Annotated in this window: 19 protein-coding genes; 5 read left to right on the forward strand and 14 right to left on the reverse strand. The window is 49.9% G+C overall.

Features of this window, described 5'->3' with window-relative positions; translation table 11 throughout:
- Positions 1-157: 157 nt before the first annotated feature.
- On the reverse strand, positions 158-1,876 hold the full coding sequence (cydC, locus tag DVG79_RS13560; RefSeq protein ID WP_114597203.1) for a thiol reductant ABC exporter subunit CydC: 1,719 nt from the start codon (positions 1,874-1,876) through the stop codon (positions 158-160).
- On the reverse strand, positions 1,873-3,603 hold the full coding sequence (gene cydD / locus DVG79_RS13565) for a thiol reductant ABC exporter subunit CydD (protein ID WP_114597204.1): 1,731 nt from the start codon (positions 3,601-3,603) through the stop codon (positions 1,873-1,875). The genes cydC and cydD overlap by 4 nt, the downstream gene beginning before the upstream one ends.
- Before the next feature lie 211 nt (positions 3,604-3,814).
- On the opposite strand from cydD, the gene DVG79_RS13570 reads away from it, so the two are divergent.
- Together DVG79_RS13570 and DVG79_RS13575 are read left to right on the forward strand one after the other, a co-directional pair.
- Positions 3,815-4,297 carry an RrF2 family transcriptional regulator gene (locus DVG79_RS13570; RefSeq protein ID WP_114597205.1) on the forward strand — a complete coding sequence of 161 codons (483 nt, stop codon included), beginning with the start codon at positions 3,815-3,817 and terminating at the stop codon, positions 4,295-4,297.
- Positions 4,298-4,311: 14 nt separating this feature from the next.
- The gene (locus DVG79_RS13575; RefSeq protein ID WP_114597206.1) at positions 4,312-4,701 is read left to right on the forward strand and encodes a nuclear transport factor 2 family protein; all 390 of its coding nucleotides are present in this window, start codon (positions 4,312-4,314) and stop codon (positions 4,699-4,701) included.
- A 48-nt stretch (positions 4,702-4,749) separates the two neighbouring features.
- Here DVG79_RS13575 and ypfJ read toward each other — a convergent pair whose 3' ends face one another.
- On the reverse strand, positions 4,750-5,595 hold the full coding sequence (gene ypfJ / locus DVG79_RS13580) for a KPN_02809 family neutral zinc metallopeptidase (RefSeq protein ID WP_114597207.1): 846 nt from the start codon (positions 5,593-5,595) through the stop codon (positions 4,750-4,752).
- A 206-nt stretch (positions 5,596-5,801) separates the two neighbouring features.
- On the opposite strand from ypfJ, the gene DVG79_RS13585 reads away from it, so the two are divergent.
- Both DVG79_RS13585 and DVG79_RS13590 read left to right on the forward strand, forming a co-directional pair.
- Positions 5,802-7,328, forward strand: a complete 1,527-nt coding sequence (locus tag DVG79_RS13585) for a methyl-accepting chemotaxis protein (RefSeq protein WP_158537541.1) — start codon at positions 5,802-5,804, stop codon at positions 7,326-7,328.
- Positions 7,329-7,440: 112 nt separating this feature from the next.
- Entirely contained in the window at positions 7,441-8,475 is a 1,035-nt protein-coding gene (locus DVG79_RS13590) for a glycosyltransferase family 4 protein (protein WP_114597209.1), read from the forward strand.
- Here DVG79_RS13590 and DVG79_RS13595 read toward each other — a convergent pair.
- Together DVG79_RS13595 and DVG79_RS13600 are read right to left on the reverse strand one after the other, a co-directional pair.
- Positions 8,462-9,097, reverse strand: a complete 636-nt coding sequence (locus DVG79_RS13595) for a peroxiredoxin-like family protein (RefSeq protein WP_114597210.1) — start codon at positions 9,095-9,097, stop codon at positions 8,462-8,464. The two genes, DVG79_RS13590 and DVG79_RS13595, sit on opposite strands and share 14 nt — an antisense overlap.
- Positions 9,098-9,151: 54 nt before the next feature.
- Positions 9,152-10,204: a YcjF family protein gene (locus DVG79_RS13600; protein ID WP_114597211.1), complete on the reverse strand. Its 1,053-nt coding sequence runs from the start codon at positions 10,202-10,204 to the stop codon at positions 9,152-9,154.
- Between the two features lie 131 nt (positions 10,205-10,335).
- Between DVG79_RS13600 and DVG79_RS13605 the strand changes: the two genes are divergently transcribed.
- A complete protein-coding gene (locus tag DVG79_RS13605; RefSeq protein ID WP_114597212.1) occupies positions 10,336-10,893 on the forward strand; it encodes a putative periplasmic lipoprotein in 558 nt (185 codons plus the stop codon).
- 73 nt (positions 10,894-10,966) lie between these two features.
- On the opposite strand, the gene DVG79_RS13610 is transcribed toward DVG79_RS13605, so the two are convergent.
- The 9 genes from DVG79_RS13610 to DVG79_RS13650 all read right to left on the reverse strand — a co-directional run bounded on the left by DVG79_RS13610 (position 10,967) and on the right by DVG79_RS13650 (position 16,871).
- Positions 10,967-11,446 carry a GNAT family N-acetyltransferase gene (locus tag DVG79_RS13610; protein WP_114597213.1) on the reverse strand — a complete coding sequence of 160 codons (480 nt, stop codon included), beginning with the start codon at positions 11,444-11,446 and terminating at the stop codon, positions 10,967-10,969.
- A gap of 63 nt (positions 11,447-11,509) precedes the next feature.
- On the reverse strand, positions 11,510-12,871 hold the full coding sequence (locus DVG79_RS13615) for a DUF4179 domain-containing protein (protein WP_114597214.1): 1,362 nt from the start codon (positions 12,869-12,871) through the stop codon (positions 11,510-11,512).
- Positions 12,846-13,385 (reverse strand): sigma-70 family RNA polymerase sigma factor, encoded by a 540-nt coding sequence (locus tag DVG79_RS13620; protein WP_114597215.1) that lies wholly within the window; start codon positions 13,383-13,385, stop codon positions 12,846-12,848. Before DVG79_RS13620 ends, DVG79_RS13615 begins: the two co-directional genes overlap by 26 nt.
- Before the next feature lie 104 nt (positions 13,386-13,489).
- Positions 13,490-13,930 carry a GNAT family N-acetyltransferase gene (locus tag DVG79_RS13625; protein WP_114597216.1) on the reverse strand — a complete coding sequence of 147 codons (441 nt, stop codon included), beginning with the start codon at positions 13,928-13,930 and terminating at the stop codon, positions 13,490-13,492.
- 155 nt (positions 13,931-14,085) lie between these two features.
- On the reverse strand, positions 14,086-14,799 hold the full coding sequence (locus DVG79_RS13630) for a YjjG family noncanonical pyrimidine nucleotidase (RefSeq protein WP_114597217.1): 714 nt from the start codon (positions 14,797-14,799) through the stop codon (positions 14,086-14,088).
- A gap of 3 nt (positions 14,800-14,802) precedes the next feature.
- Positions 14,803-15,273: a DMT family transporter gene (locus DVG79_RS13635; RefSeq protein ID WP_114597218.1), complete on the reverse strand. Its 471-nt coding sequence runs from the start codon at positions 15,271-15,273 to the stop codon at positions 14,803-14,805.
- Positions 15,274-15,285: 12 nt separating this feature from the next.
- On the reverse strand, positions 15,286-15,954 hold the full coding sequence (locus DVG79_RS13640) for a Crp/Fnr family transcriptional regulator (protein ID WP_114597219.1): 669 nt from the start codon (positions 15,952-15,954) through the stop codon (positions 15,286-15,288).
- Between the two features lie 13 nt (positions 15,955-15,967).
- Positions 15,968-16,393 carry a DMT family transporter gene (locus DVG79_RS13645; protein WP_114597220.1) on the reverse strand — a complete coding sequence of 142 codons (426 nt, stop codon included), beginning with the start codon at positions 16,391-16,393 and terminating at the stop codon, positions 15,968-15,970.
- Positions 16,394-16,532: 139 nt separating this feature from the next.
- Complete coding sequence (locus DVG79_RS13650) at positions 16,533-16,871, reverse strand: zinc ribbon domain-containing protein YjdM (protein ID WP_114597221.1); 339 nt, start codon at positions 16,869-16,871, stop codon at positions 16,533-16,535.
- Between the last annotated feature and the right edge of the window lie 8 nt (positions 16,872-16,879).

Raw genomic sequence — 16,879 nt, forward strand, 5'->3', positions numbered from 1 at the left:
CTTTATTTTTTCCTTACTTTACCATCCGATAATGAAACCGTCCATTAAAATTCCCTCTCTCTCTGTCACTCGAATTTACAGCTCATTTTTCAAGCATTTGATGATTGCTCAAAAACAGCCCCATCCAGTGCTTTTCGCAAAGGATGAGGCTGTTGATTCAGCGGACCAGTTGATCTGGTGTAAAGACGGATTGTTCGACCTGTTTTAACGCATAAAAGGCACCTTGCTTGGCCATTAAGTCCGCATACGTCCCGACTTCAACGACTTGCCCTTGCTCCATGACGACGATTTGATCCATCGTCTCAAGTCCGGCTAACCGGTGGCTGACAAGCAACAGCGTTGCATCCGCCGCACGGGCGAACAAATGCTGTAAGATGGTCTGTTCCGTCAACGCATCGACCGATGAAGTTGGCTCATCGAGCAGATAAAGTGGCGTCTGACGCAAGAAGATCCGGGCGATCGCCAGCCGTTGTTTTTCACCGCCGGACAGATTTTCTCCCTTTTCAAGGACCCGGTCGTCGAGTTCAAGTAACGAAAGACCAACGTGTTCCAGTGCTTCGATCATCTGTTCATCCGTTGCTTCGCTGCTGGCGAGCTTCAGATTGTCACGAATCGTGCCGTAAAAGAAATGATTTTGTTGCAGGACGACGTTCGACTGTTTCCATAACGCTTCCGGGTTAATTTCTTGACCCGGAGTTCCTTCAATCCGGATTCCATCTGCCGGATACATCCGCAACAACAGTTGCAACAGCGTCGATTTTCCGGAACCGCTCGCTCCAACAATCGCCGTTTTACTGCCGGCAGGGAACGTCACGCTGACGTCACGTAAGACAGGACGATCCTGACCCGGAAACGTGAAAGTGACGTGTTCCGTGCTCAGTTCCGGAGCCTGCGCCAATTCAAACGGACGGTATTCCGGTGCCGTTGTGGCTTCGACGACGTCATCAAGCCGACGTGCCGCATGACGGCTGTCTTCAAAAAATCCGGGTAAAATCGCCATCGGTGCGGCATTTTCAAACACCGTCAACGAGGTCATGACGAGCAATGCGAGGAAAACGCCATCGAGTTGTCCGTCAGCGACCAGATAAGCACCGAGACCGAGGACGATCCAGGAAATAACCAACGTCGCCAGTGTATTCAAGGCAAGGTTCGAGACCGCATGCAGTCCGTTGCGTTTTTCTTCCGCCACGTATCGTGCTGCGACGGCATTCAGCTCCGCTTCCTTATTCCCGAGTTGCTGATAAATCTTTAAGTCCCGATAACCTTGGAACAGTTCCGTCACTTCCGTCGACAGTTCCCCGCGTCGGGCCCGGACAGACCGGGCAAACCGTTGTTCCCGGTAAGCAAACCAGCCGGGAATGATGAATCCCGTCAAGATCAGACCAAACACGAGGACAAGAGCGACACTGAGTGAAAAGAAACTGACGAAAAAGATTGTACATAGGAAAACGAGCACCAGGATAATCGGCGGATAGACGACGCGTAAAAACGTATTTTGCAGACTTTCGACGTCCCCGACAATCCGAGCGAGCAAATCTCCACTCCGGTACTTGGCAAAGATACCCGGCACGAGTGGTTCAAGCCGTTTATAAAACGTCGTCCGCAAGTCGCTGAGAATCGTAAATGTCGCCCGGTGTGAGTAATACCGTTCGGCGTACCGGCTGACAGCCCGCGTCAGACTGGAGATTTTCTGCAAGGCAATCAAGACAGCAAGTGTCTGAATCGGCGGCAACAAGGCGGCTTTTGAAATCAGAAAGCCGCTTGCTGCGAACAAACCGACTGCCGTGATGCCGGCCAACACACCAAAGATAATCGAGAGCACGATGTCCCGTTTCTGGTGCAGCATCAAACGAAAAATTCCCATCAACTCTTTCATCGTGTCTCCTCCCCTCGTTGAACGGCGCGCATCATCGCATATTCCGATTCACGTCCGAGTAATTCTTCGTGTGTCCCGCGGTCGACGATCCGTCCCGCTTCCAGCACGACGATTTGATCTGATTGTTCAATCGTATGCAGACGGTGAGCAACCGTGATGACGGTCGCTTCACGTCCGAGAACAGTCATCGCTTCCTGCAACAACCGTTCCGTCTTCACGTCAAGACCGGTCGTCGGTTCATCAAACAAGATGACGTTCGGCCGTTTCAGGAAGGCACGGGCTAACGCAACACGTTGCTTTTCGCCGCCGGATAAACCGCGTCCGCCTTCTCCGATTACCGTGTCGAGTCCATTCGGCAATTGTGCGATCAATTCGGTCAGACCGGCGTCCGATGCCGCCTGTTCAATCGCCGGTCGTGAGGCTTCGCGTAATTCACCGATGGCGATATTATCCGCCAGCGTCCCGGCATAGAGATACGGGTGTTGCGAGATGTAGCTGAGCTGGCTGAACCAACTGGATTCCGTGATGGTCTGACGATCTTGACCGTCAAGCAACAGCTGTCCGTCCTGCGGATCGGCAAGGCCAGCCAGCAATTGGAGGACCGTCGATTTTCCGGCACCGCTGCGGCCGATCAAGGCAACCTTTTGATACGGTTCAATCGTCAAATTCAACTGTTCCATCGCAAACCGGGCATCGCGGTATGAAAACGCGACGTCTTTCAGTTCAATTCGCGGTGGACGGGCTGCCGGCAGTTCCGTTCGTCCGAAGGCGACGCTCCGGTCATCTTCCGTCAGTTCGGCCGCAATCTGTTTTGCGGCGGCGACACTGCCCCGACCGGTATGGAAGGCGGCTCCCATCTCTTTTAACGCCAGATAGTATTCCGGTGCCAGGACCAACATCAAGAAGGCCGGTACAAAGGTGATGCTTTGGAATAAAATCAACCGGAGACTGACTTCCAGGGCAATCATCCCCATACTGAGCATCGAAATGAATTCGAGCATCAACGACGACAGGAACGCGAGTTTTAAGACGGTTAACGTCGCATCCCGGAAATCGAGACTGCTTCGTTCAATCACGTCCTGCTGAGCTTTCGCCCGCCCGAATAACTTGAGCGTCGTCAATCCTTGTAACGTATCGAGGAATGTTCCGGAGAAGGCATTCATCTTCTCAAGCTGCGTATCGGCCCGCTTTTGCGTCATGATCCCGATGACGATGTAAAACAACGGAATGAACGGGGCGGTAATCATCATGACCAGTCCCGTGACCCAGTCATAGCTGAAGGCGGCAATCAGGACCATCAATGGAACGATTGACGTCTGAATGACCTTCGGCAGGTACTGGCTGTAATAGCTGTCCATCTCATCGACGGAATCCATCAGGATACTGACCTTTTGTCCGGATTGTCCTTCAAGCATCGACTCGACAGAGTTTCGTGTGTATTTCGCGACGAGCGCCTGACGCAGATCCTGTTTGACGCGTGCCGCAAGACTCGTTCCGAGTCGCCCGTTCCAGTACGTGACGCCGACGCGCAGGACAAGCATCCCCAATAGGATACCGAGCAACGGAATGACTGCCGCGAACGGATTCCCTTGCAGAAAAATCCGGTCAACGATGATGACAATCAGATAGGATTGACCGATGACGGCAACGCCCATCAGGACGGCGGCCAGCATCAGTTGTATAAAAATATTACGCGGAATCGTAATGATTCCTTTGAGTGGATTCATAAGAAAACGTCCTTTCACTAAGTGTGAACGACTTTTAGTGAATATTTTCACATATCGTACATTCAGTATACCGAATCCATTCTGTTGATGCCACGGGTATGCTGTCGAAAAGGTGTGACGGTTTTGTGAGGGACCTTTTGCTGGACAATTGATTTATCCGGATGTATTGTAGACAATAGTTATCCGCGTTATACAGAAAGGAGAATATTTCATGCAAATGAAGACAGGTGTCGAACAATCGGTGTATGCGATGCTCTTATTGACATTTTTACCTGAGAAGGGTGTGTTGCCGGGCGAATTCATCAGTCAGCAACTCGGCGCTTCCCCAACCTATTTTCAAAAGCTTCTCCGGAAGCTCGTGAGTGCGGATCTGCTGATCTCTGTTCCCGGTGCAAAAGGCGGCTTCCGGCTCAAAGCGTCACCGGAGACGATTCGTGTGTTTGATATCTATGAAGCCATCGAGGGCAAACAATCCTTATATGCCTCAAGCGGTGTTTTCGAAGACTTAATGGGTATCCAGGATCAGAACATCTGCTTATTGTCCGACCTGATGGCAGAAGCGGAACAGTCGTGGCAATCGACACTCAAACGCGAGACGATCGACTCGATCCGCCGGGAAATTTATTTAAATTGTCCGCCCGACCATCTGACAAAACTACAAAGCTTAATCGAAGAAAAAATGATTCGTAACTAAAAGGAGAATGAACCATGACTACATCTACACTTGACCGCTATTTTGATTTATTCGATGCTTCCCGGACCGATGAAAAAGCTTTTGATGACTTGATTTCTCTGTTCTCGGACGAAATCACATTCGTCCTGAACGGACAGGAACAGCACGGTATCGATGCCTGGAAACAGTTCGTCCGGATGGTCTTTACGGCCAATCAGGATATTAAGCACATGTATGCCGGATGGGTTCCATCAGAAACAGGAGATACGATGGAAACACGCTGGGCTGTTTGCGGCAAACGCGCAGACGGCTCTGTCTTCACCCAGGATGGAACCGACATCGCCCGGCTCGATGCGGATGGAAAGATTGTCTATCTCGCTAACGTCCCGGATGATACGGCAATGTTCAACCAATACAACGATTAATCGAAAACAGGCATCACTTCGTTATGAAGTGGTGCCTGTTGCTTATGCTTATAAATTCTTCGCTTTGAAGGTGTCGCCGCCTTCAATCGTTCCGTTCTCAAATCCTTTTTGGAACCATCGTTCGCGTTGAGCCGATGTACCGTGTGTAAAGCTCTCCGGTACGACATACCCTTGCCCTTTTTTCTGCAATGTATCATCTCCGACAGCATTCGCCGCTCCAAGTGCCTCTTCCAAATCGCCTTCTTCAAGCAGATTTTGTCCTTGTGCATGGTTGGCCCAGACGCCCGCATAGTAATCCGCCTGTAATTCAAAGCGGACCAGGTATTTGTTGAACTTTTCTTCGCTCATCTTTTGACGAAGCGGCATGATTTCGTCTGATGTCCCGAGCAACGTCTGGACATGGTGCCCGACTTCATGGGCAATGACATACGCCATCGCGAAGTCTCCCGGTGCCCCGTATTTATTTTGTAACTCATCATAAAAACTAAGATCGATGTATAATTTCTGATCACCCGGACAATAAAACGGTCCAACCGACTTTCCGGCTTGTCCACACGCTGAACTGACCTGATCGGTATATAAAACGAGTGTCGGTTCTTTATATGTCATACCGTCCTGTTTAAATTCCTTCGTCCAGACTTTTTCCGTATCCGCTAACACGACGGATACAAAATCAGCCGCTTCTTTTTCTTTGGCGGTTTCCTGGTACTCACCTTGACTGTCGCCTTGTGAACCGGAGAGTCCCCCGAGGATATCGGCCGGATTCCCGCCCATCAACGTGACGACAATTAAAATGATGATCCCGAGTCCGCCTCCGATCCCGGCCACTCCTTTACCACCCATCCCCCGCCGATCTTCGACGTTCGAACTTCTTTCTCTACCTTTCCATTTCATATCACAGTTCCTCCTACAAGTCTCAATGCCCTTCTATACCCCATATCGTGTCTGTTTAGCCGTGATTTCCTATTTTAAAATTTAATTTTATTTTAAGTATCTTGAAGCTAAACAATCTTATTTTCCCGACCGATAGTGGTATACGTTTAACATGTTTACTCGTGATTTGTTTCACTTTTTAATAGAAAATGGGGGAATTTTATTTTATGAAACGTCAAAATCAGCTTATGCTTTGGATCAGTTTTCTTGTCGTCTGTTTATCGTTGATCATCCATGGTTTGCACCGGTTCACTAACTTTGCACAAGGTTACCAAATCATTCACGGAAACGTGGCAGCCGCTTCACCGACGGTACTTGTCTGGATTGCTTTATTACCGTTCGTCTGCTGGATCGCTTCTGCCGGTCTTTACCGGATTCGGCCAAACAGTCCATCCGTTGCCCTTCTTTTGACGTTGACGTTAACGTTTTCCAGTATGTCGATCATCGCCGGCGGGAACGGACTGGTCGAGTATCATTTCTCGATTTTCATGGTTCTCGCTCTGATTGCTTATTTCCGCCGGATTGACTTGATTCTCGTCAGCACTATCCTGTTTGCCGTCCAACATTTCGCCGGCTTCTTTTTTGCTCCGTCCCTGATTTGCGGAACAACCGGGTATCCGTTCAGCATCCTGATGATTCATGCGGTCTTCCTGATTTTGACGAGCGCGGCTTTGATGATCCAGATTGCCGTACAAAATCAGGAGCGATCCATCTCCTTGAAACGAGAAACGGAAGCCACGACACTGATCACGAATGTCAGTCATCAAATCGAAGCACTTGTCGGTAATTTAAAAACGAATACAAAACACCTGCAACAGGCAGCTGTCCAGTCCGTCGAAGCAACGAACCAGATCGCGACGGCAATCGCACCAATCGTTCAGTCCGCTGACGGTCAGCATCAATCGATGCAACAAGGAACGGATCAATTGCACCAGGTCAATACGTCCATCGCATCGATCCAATCGAAAATGGCACAAACCGTCACGACGACGGAACATATGACGAAACGCGCGTTGACCGGAAACGAGGAGATGAACCTGATGGACCGCCGCGTCGAAGAGATGGTCGAATCGACGAACGGTCTGCATACTTCCGTCACGGCAATGGCCAGCCGGTCGGATAAGATTCAAAAAATCCTCGCCAGTCTGGAAGCCATTGCCGGCCAAACGAATCTATTGGCTTTGAATGCTGCGATTGAAGCGGCACGTGCCGGGGATGCCGGCCGGGGGTTTGCCGTCGTCGCAACGGAAGTCGGGCATCTCGCTGTTCAGTCCCGCAGTTATGCAAACGAAGTAACGGAAGTCTTACAGGCCCTGATTGCCGATACCGATCAAATCAAAACGACCGCTGCCGGTTATACGAAAACATTGGCTGAAAATCAGGAAATGACGAGCCGTGTCCGTCAGACATTTTCTGATATCACGCAACTCGTACAGGAAGTCGAACAAAGTATCAGCTCGATTCAAACCGCCCGTCACGGGGTCGGTGTCCAGATGCTCGACATCGAACAGCGGATGGAGACGACGCGAACCGCTTCCCTCGAAGTCCGCCATGGTATTGAATCGACTGCCGTTTCACTCGAACAACAAACGACCGTCCAGCATGAATTTGAAACGATGACGGAATCGCTCAGTACAATGACCGTTTCCCTTGAGCAGCTTGTCGATGAATTAACTCAACATGTGGACCGCTAAACTAAAAGTTCCTCCCTTAATCGGCAGGAACTTTTTTTGATTCTTCCGAGGAGTTCTTCCCTCCCGTCTCGAATAGACATACAAAAGAAATTCAGTAAAGGAGACGAGTCGAATGCGCAAGTCTTTACTGTTTCTGACCTCATCCGATATCCAACATCCTGACGCTGACTTTTCACATCACCTCTTGCACGAACTTTTTAAGCGAATCACGGATGAATACAACGTGACATGCTTGACTCCGGCATTTTTTGGCGGACGTGACATCGAATCAATCGACGGTGTAACGTACATCCGGCGTGGTAGTACGCTCAGCTTCTCTTGGCATGCCTTGCACTATATCCAGTCCTATTCCCCTGCACTGATTCTCTTGTCCAATGTTCCCTTGCTTGAATTTATGTGCCGATACAGCACAATCCCATCTGCCCGAATCCTTGTCAATATGCCGACTTGTCAGGCGACATCGTCATTTTCTGATCCATGTCTTGTTTTCCATCCGTCCGTCCTGATGACGTTAAACAAACACGGGTATCATCAAGCAGTCCGTCTTCCGGAAGGACTCGATTTGCTTTTCCCTGAGTCGACTTGGCTCGAAAAAGAAAAACGACCGACGTTTGTTTACGTCAGCCGTCCCTCTCAACCAAAAGAATTATTTGATGTCTGCCAAGCCTTCATCGCCTCGAAACAAGAATTTCAAACGGTTCAACTCTGGATCATCGGACATTGTCCAATCCGATTCGATGCGTCGATTCCAGCAGCCATGCAACAAAGCATTCACTACTTCGGCGATATCGAACCTGTCGAGCGTAACCGTCATATCAGCCGGGCAACGGCCTTACTCGTTCCGTCCCATGAAGATAACTGGGGAATGATTGTCTATGAAGCAGCACGCGTCGGCACACCGGCGATTGTCTATGACACCCCCGGTCTGTGTGACGCTGTCCAGTATGGCATGACCGGTTATTTAGCTAAAGCCAATCATCCCGGTGCTTTGGCGGCAGAAATGCGCTCCTGTCTGCTCGACGAGACCACATATCAGATGTTGCGCTATGCCGCGCATCAATTCTCGACCACAAAACGTCTCCATGATCTTGAACCGACTTTTCGTGACTGGTTGCGTATCAACACATCTGATGTTACAGCAGATTGATGACAGACAAAGGATTCGTCCGTTTCGTATAGTCGTCCGGGACGTCCGCAAAAGTAATCTGTCCGGACGGCTGAATGATGAACGTCGCCGGTTTCGGCAATTGCCAGTCTTCATTGCCGTTATGTCCGGCAACATCGAGTCCGGATGCTTTGTACACGTCAATTAAATAATCGGGCATATCGAACACCAAATCGAACTGACGGGCGACGACGTTATCGACATCACTCAACACCTGAAAGGCCAGGTCATTTTTTTCCTGTGTCGAGAGCGAGTGATCCGGTGTTTCCGGACTGATCGCCACAAGCGTCGCTCCTTTTGCCTCAATTTTTTCTAATTCCCGTTGGTAGGCCCGGAGCTCCAGATTACAATACGGGCACCAGCCGCCGCGATAAAACGTCACGATGACGGGACCGTTCTGCAACAGTTTTTCAAGAGAAACGGATTGACCGGATGCTTTCGGTAACGTAAAACGGGGTACTTCGTCTCCGACAGCCAATCCTTTAGCGCCGTCTGATGCGGCTAACTCGTTTGTTGCTTGTGCCATCAAGCGTTGTTTTTCCTCGGGTGCTTTTTGACGGAACTGCTCCTGATACGCGCGGATTTCTTCTAATAGTGTTGACATGACTTTCCCTCCCTGCTTTCGTCCTAGCATAGCAGGGAGGGGAAAATCTGTCCGTCATTTTGCTCCGTCCGGCTTCTTACGGAATTTCTTAAGGAAGCCCATCAGACTTTCCGGTGTCAGTTCCAATTTATTTTCGTAAGCGTATTTCGTCCCGTATCCGAGGGCGAGTGTTGCCGTTGAAGCGACGCCGGCTCCGATGACCGCTCCGTATCCCGGAACCATCTTCGCCAGTTGCCGGAATGCTGTTTTGCCGGAGTTCCCGACAATCGTCACGACCAGCAATTCCTTCGCACTTTCCTTCGACAGATTCCGCTCGTACAAGTTCGACAGTTTCAGCATCAGTCCGATTTGAATCGATGTCAACGGAATGATGTCAGCTCCCGGAAATGGCACCGCTCCGATTGCCCCGGCGGCCGTCCCTGCTCCGACGATCCAGTTGTTCGCGATTTTTCCCCGCAACGCCGGATCGATCTCGCGAACAAACAGATTATCCTTGTTGAACTTTTTTAGGATGTCGAGCACCTCACGCCGCAAACGGTCAATGTTCGTCCCGTCCAGCGCTGAGACCGGTACGACTTTTGGTCCGGGTAACTTCGACTCGATATGCGACAGAATCGTCGTGAGGTCATTCGTCGCATCGATTTTTGTGACGACGATAACGATGTTTTTATTGTGGGCATAAATCTTCTTGAAGTTTTTTGTCTCTGTTTCCGATAAGACGGTACCGGCAGCGTTTAAGAAGTAGAGGATGACGTCCGCGCTTTGGTAAAACTTCCACGTCGTATCCGAGTTCAGGCTGTTTGCATCATTTAATCCCGGCGTATCGACGAAGACGACCTTGTCTTCCGGATGTTGCCGGATTTGATCGATCCTTGTCGTTTCCCCCGGTTTTGCTCCGACGGTCGCGACTTCCCGGCCGAGGATCGCATTCAACGTCGAGGATTTGCCCGCATTGACGTCCCCGATCAGCGCAACGGTCACTTCCTGTTCGAGTGACTGGTTAAAGTCGCGGCGTTCCGACTCAAACGACTGGTCAAACACTTCTTCGAGTTTTCGTTTGCGTTTCTGTTCATTGGTCTCAAGACCTTCTCCAAAAAAATCATCCATGATTATCCCTCCTGAAAATACCTGCTGTCGGTCTTTTCCCGTTCTCCATTGAAATCATCCTTTAAAAGAAGGTCTATTTTCATCCATTGGTGAATATTACCAATAACTACTTACGAGATGAGGATTTGATCATGAAAACATACAGCGTCTTTTTACTGACGGCTACCTTCTTATTGAGTGGCTGCACATCACCAACAAGTGACACGTTGACCGTATCTTCCATTAAATTAAAAGCCGGTGAAAAAGTTTTTGCGGAAATCAATGATCAAGATATCGCTGCTTATCACTTAAAAGGTAAGCTGAACAAAAACTATCTGTTAAAAGGTGTCGAATATTTGCCGAACCACAAAGAACGGACACTCTTTTCCATGGAAATTGAATCAAAGAAATACGATTCGACACTCCGAGTCCTTCAATCCTCTTCAGCGAAATACATTCACTTTGGCGCGAATCTAGAGGGCGGAAGTATTCGTGCCCATGAAGCGTTAAAACAAAAACCAGTTGCCTTCAGTACTACGGGCCCTAGCTCGAACTTCACGTTGAGTAATTATGACGTGCTGTTGCTTCGTCATGTATCAACAAGTGGTAAAATCGAGACGCATTCACTCGAAGATATCTATGGTCCTGAGGATATTGATGTGAAGAAGGACGAACAGATTTTTGCGCTTGTTTTAACAGCAAGTGAATGACTTTAATTTTTAAGACACAAAGGGGAGGCGGACACTAACATCCATCTCCCCTTTTCATATAATTCGCTTCGTTTTAAATCTGACTTCTGCGTTCCAGTAAAATCGTATCCCGCCAGACGCCGGCCAATTGCCCGATTCGTTCGCGCCGACCGACTTCCCTGAACTCAAACCGCTGGTGTAGCTTCAGACTCGCCGTGTTTTCCGGAAAGATTTGCGAGTGCAACGTCCAGATCCCAGCCGCTTCACTCGCTTCGATGACAGCATGCATCAATGCGGTGCCGATTCCTTTGCCACGGGCATCTTCGTCAATATAAAGACTGACTTCCGCCACCCCCTGATAGGCGGGAATCGACGAAAACGGACTGATGGCGACCCATCCGAGTACCTTTCCGTCTTCTTCCGCCACCAGTCGGCTGTGCGGATGATGATGGGCATCCCAGTAGTCAAACGGCGGTACTTCTGTTCGAAACGTTGCATTCTGCGTCTTTATCCCCTGTTGGTAAATCCGACTGACTTCCGGATAATCGGTTGCGGTCATTGCCCGTATATGCATCATGTCCCACTCCTTGTTCAATCGTCATCCGTTTGGAGTTCGACATCCGGTCCGGTTTTCCTGTTAGTTGACCGTAAACGGAATCGGTTGTAATTCAAGTGGTGTATTGACGACGGTATTGCTGTAGCCGGTTTCGAGATAATATTCTTCCCGTGTGTGTTCGGATGGTCCCGGCAACTGGAACGTCGACCGGAACGTCTGTTTTTCGGCATCGAGAACCGTGACTTTTGCTTTAATATCCTGACCGTCTGATGGTTCTGTTCCCTTCAGCAAATACATCGAGTTACGGATAGCAAGCTTCGTATCAAATTGGGACGAGCTGGAATTCGTCGAAAATTCAACCATGACTTGCTCCGGTGTTGTGTCAATTGACGTGATGGTCATTTCGAGCGGATGCGTTTCCGACTGTTGACGGTACGGCAACGGCTCGGTTAACGGAATCGGTTGTGTCTCTAGATCAATTCGTAAAGAAGGCTGCAACAGATAGCTCCCTTTTGGAATGACATAGTTCCCGAGGATTAACCGTGACTGCTCGATGGCCTCCGTTCCAGTTTTCGTCCGTTTAACGGACTGAGTCGACCATGTCCAGTTGCGGATGATTTCCTTGCCGGATGAATCAAGCAACGTCAGCTCGACACGGGCACGTTCTTTTTTCGGCGAGCGTGTTATATAGTCGAACGAGGTGCTGCCTTTGCCCTGAATCAACTTATCCAATGTGACTTCCGTTTGATAGGTTGGATTTTTGACCGTTGTGCCATAGACTTGTTCTTTGACAGGAAGCCGCTTAACCGGGACGTTAAACGCCCAGTTTCCATTGACGCCAAATACGTCCGTCAACACGATCGGAATCTGGATTGTATCTTGCAATTTGGTTTCACCGAGCGTGTATTCAATTCGTCCTTGCCAAATACCGTTTACCTGCTTGAACTGAACCACTTCTTTCGTCTCTGTCCCGGCAAACCGTTTATCGCCTTTGAACAGTTCATATAATCCTGACCGCGCTTCCGCTTTCACATCCGGGACGCCGGTCGCTGTCAGATTCATACCGATGGTTGCTCCGTCGTAGTAGGCATCGATGACTTGGATGTCGATCCCGTTGTCACTTGCGACTTGATTGACTTTGGTCGCAAGTTGCTTCTGACTAATTGCGGTACCGGTGTTTTCCTGTTCGAGGAACGGTCGGTACATCTGACCGAGTAATGGAACTTTTGCCATCGCCGTCGCAAAGGATGGAACGACGAATGTCGATGTGATCAACAGTGATGCCGCCAGTCCCGTCGAGACAACTAGGCGTCGCAGACGTTTCGGTCGTTTGATTTGTTGATCCCGCTTTCCCTGCTCCATTCCTTGGCGAATCCGCTCCTGTAAGGCGGCCTGCGGTACAGGAATCTGTTGATAGTCATTTTGAAGATTGTGCTTCGACATAATCAAGCCCTCCCAACTGTTTCTTCAATTCTTCCCGGCCCCGTTTGAGATACGTCTTGACCGTATTCAGGGTGATACCGATAAAAGAAGCAATCTCCTTCATCGGGACATCGTGAAAATAAAAGAGCACTAAAACATCCCGGTATTCTTTTCGCAGGTGCGACAACGCTTCAATCAAGTCCAAATGTTCTTCCCGCGAAGATTCCTTCAGCGGAATCTGTTCAATGAGATCCGTTGCCGCTGTCTGTTGGTTCAGAACACGGTAACAGTTCCGGATCAGGATTTTCGTCAGCCAGGTCACGAAGTATTTCGGTTCCTTGACTTGTCCGATAGAAATGAACGCTTTATAGACCGTTTCCTGGACGACGTCGAGCGCATCCTGTTCGTTTTTGACATAGACATAGGCCGTCCGGTAGAGCTGTTCACTATGTAGGAGAATCAATTGTTCAAAGGCTGCCTCGTCCTGTTTGATGGCACGCTGGACAAGCTCCGTGTGCTCTGTTCGTAAGTCCAAATCCGTCCCCTCCTTTTACTCATTAGAGCGTCGAATGTATGAAAAGGTTTCAAAAAATATCCATTCCACTAAAAAAGACCTTAGCGAGGCTAAGATCTTACTGCTTAAAACGTGTACCGGACCGCCATCTCTTTGCCGAACCGGTCCCCGTGATTGGTAAATCCTAACCGTTCATACAGACGGTGCGTCGCTTGATTGTCCGGATGGTAACCGACGACGATGCACGTCGCTTCCGGAAGCTGTTGCATTTCCTCGAGCAATAACCGCATCGCTTTCCGGCCGATGCCCGAACCTTGATGGCGCCGGTCAATCATCAACCGGTAAATCCAGTAGCCGTCCAGTTCTTCCCGTTCCGAATTGTACATCAAAAATCCGGTTAACTCATCTGCTGCATAAATCGCCCGCATGACGAGCGTCGGCTCAAAACCGGCCTGAGCAATCGAGTAAACGTTCGGTTCTAAAAATCCCTGTTGTTCTGTTGTTAATTCGAGTGCACAACAGGCTTCCCAGTTCTCGTTCGTGACTGGTCGTAATTCAATCTGCATATCCATTCCCCCGTTTTTTAGAAAACGAGTTACGCATCGTACCCCGTTTCCTGTTTTGTTTGCGTCATGTTCACCATGATCGCCCCCTTTCGTGATCTTTTCATTATTATCGGATGGTATCCAGGATATGTTAAATCCATCTCATGACTTCGATTTCATTTCGAGGTTGTCCGAACTACCTCTTTCGTCCCAAGCAACGTCACAAGCTCATCAAGCCGCTCGATCATGTAGGTCGGCGTCAGTTCCGCCGAAGCCGTGGCATGACCGGGATTAAACCAACATGTCGCAATTCCTGCCGAGATGCCTCCCTGGATGTCTGCCGTCAACGAGTCGCCGATTATCAACGTCTGATCGCGCGTCGCGTCCGGAATCCGGTCAAACACGTAATCAAAAAAGGCTGGCATCGGTTTTTGATAGCCGGTTTCTTCCGAGACAAAAATCCCGTCAAAATAAGGCGCCAGACCAGATCCTTTGAGTCGTGCATGTTGCGTCGCCGCGACACCGTTCGTCACGACATACAGCCGATACTTCCCTTTGAGCGCGTCGAGCAACTCGATTGCCCCTGCAATCAGTTCCGTCCCTTGACTCAAGTACGCACGGTAGCGCGTATCCATTCGACTGCCGTCGACCGTCCGGCCCTGCTCGGCAAAAAACGTCACGAAACGTGACGTAATCACTTCATTTCGTGTTACCTCGCCCTGCTCGAGCGCTTTCCATAAAGACTGGTTAATGGTCCGGTACCGGGCTTCCCGCTCGTCCGTCCACTCGAGCTGTTCCTCTTCAAACAGTTGCCGTAACGCCGCACGTTCCGTCGCATCAAAATCAAGCAAGGTATGATCGATATCAAATAACAATGTCGGGTAATTCATCTGTCAGGCCCCTTTTCGTAACATCCGTCGTTCAGTCAATTTGCCGCCGAGTTGGAATAATAAAACACCGCCGCCAATCAGGACAACGCCGACGGCTTTCGTCCACGTAAATGCCACTTGATCGAGACCAAACCAACCAAGCGTATCCCACAACAAGGCAAACAGAATTTGTGAAACCATGACGATTGAGATCGCATAACTCGGTCCGAGCTGTTGTACCCCTTGCGTCACACACAGGACGACGCCGACGCCGATGATGCCGCTGAACCAAAACCACGGTTGCATCCCGCTCATGGAAAAGAGATCGCTGCCTTCAACAATCAATCCGATGGTCAAGGATGCCAGGAATCCGAGTCCGAGAACAAGGGTCGTCGTCGCCCATGCGCCGACCCGTTCCTTGACCTTGGCATTAAAGGTATTCTGAATACAGACCATCATTCCGCCGAATAAAGCCAGAACTATTCCAAGTGTCATCTTCTTTCCTCCTCACTCATAGATACTTTCGCCGACCCGTTCCGTCAAACCCGCCCGGTCGATAATCGTAATCGTCCGGTTCGTCCGCTCAATCAAGCCGTCCTGACTGAACTGCCGCAGGACACGGTTGAGGTGACGGTAACTCGTACCGATTAAATCCGCCGCATCGACGAGATCACTGACCGGTAACGTCGGTGTTTCCGGTGTCATCGACAAGAGGTAACTGGCCAGTCGGACTTCGACCGGATACAGCAGGTTAAAGCTCATCGAATGCGATTTCAACTCAAACTTCATCGTAATCGTCTCGAGTAAAAAGCGGAGCAGTGCCGGATTGTCTGCTCCATTTTGTTCGAGTGCCGCATAGGAAATACTGACCGCTTTGACCGGTGTGACGGCTTCGACCGTATTCATCAACGGGGTCCGACGAACGTATTCAATATCGCCGACCAGATCAAACGGATGCTTAAACGATAAGACGAGCCGTTTTCCCGTTGCCGACATATGGGTAATCTTCAGCTTCCCCTCGAGCAACAAGTACATCCGGTCCGCCGCGTCGCCTTGACGACACAGCCAGTCGCCGGCTTGAAAAGCGACCGGTTGTAAATGCTCCCGCAACCCGCCGGCAAACACTTCCGTCAATTGAAACCGCGCCAAGTACTCATCCAGTTGTGCTTGTTCCACGTTAGTGCCCCCCTTACCATTTCAAGATCAGCACGCCGCCGATCATCATTAAAATGCCGATCACTTGCGGCAATTGCAGGCGCCGTTTGATCATTCCGAACCAGCCGTTCCAATCAATCACCAACGCCAAGCCAAGCTGGGCGATCAGGAATAAAGAAATCGTCAGCGTCACACCCATCAAATGAACGGCTGTCATGTTACTGAACAGGACGGCAGCGGCCAAAGCCCCGCCGGATAGATACAATACCTTCACGTCCTTCATATGCCGGAACGTCCGGTCGCGCAAGACCAATGTGATCAACAACGCGACGACAAAACCGGTCATCTGAGTCAAGGTCGCTGCTTGCCACGTCCCAATGCTGTTGCTGATTCTGGCATTGGCGACACTTTGGAGTGTCAGAAAAAAACCGCCGCTGATTGCAAAAAGAATTCCACGCATACTAGTTCCTCCCTTCCTGATTTTTCATACTTTCATTTAAACGAAGCCTCCCTGAATGATAAAGGACATTTGTCCTGAAAGGAAACTTATATCTTTTCCCATGAAAAAACCGCCTCGTCGTCAGACAGGCGGTGTAAGTTTAAATTTTCTTCACGAACTCCGACTTCAACTTCATCGCACCGAGTCCATCAATCTTACAATCGATGTCATGATCACCGTCGACGAGACGGATTCCTTTGACGCGTGTCCCTTGTTTGACGACAAGCGACGTTCCCTTCACTTTTAAGTCCTTGATGACCGTGATCGTATCACCGTCGCTCAGTACATTACCGTTCGCATCTCGGATGACGTTGGCTTCTTCTGCCGCTGCTGCATCGGCGGCCGTCCATTCATGGGCACATTCCGGACACACGAATACATTCCCGTCTTCGTATGTATACGCTGAGCCGCAGTTCGGACAGTTCGGGTATTCATTCATGCTGATTC

The organism is Exiguobacterium sp. RIT594 (assembly GCF_003339585.1).
Lineage (GTDB): Bacteria > Bacillota > Bacilli > Exiguobacteriales > Exiguobacteriaceae > Exiguobacterium_A.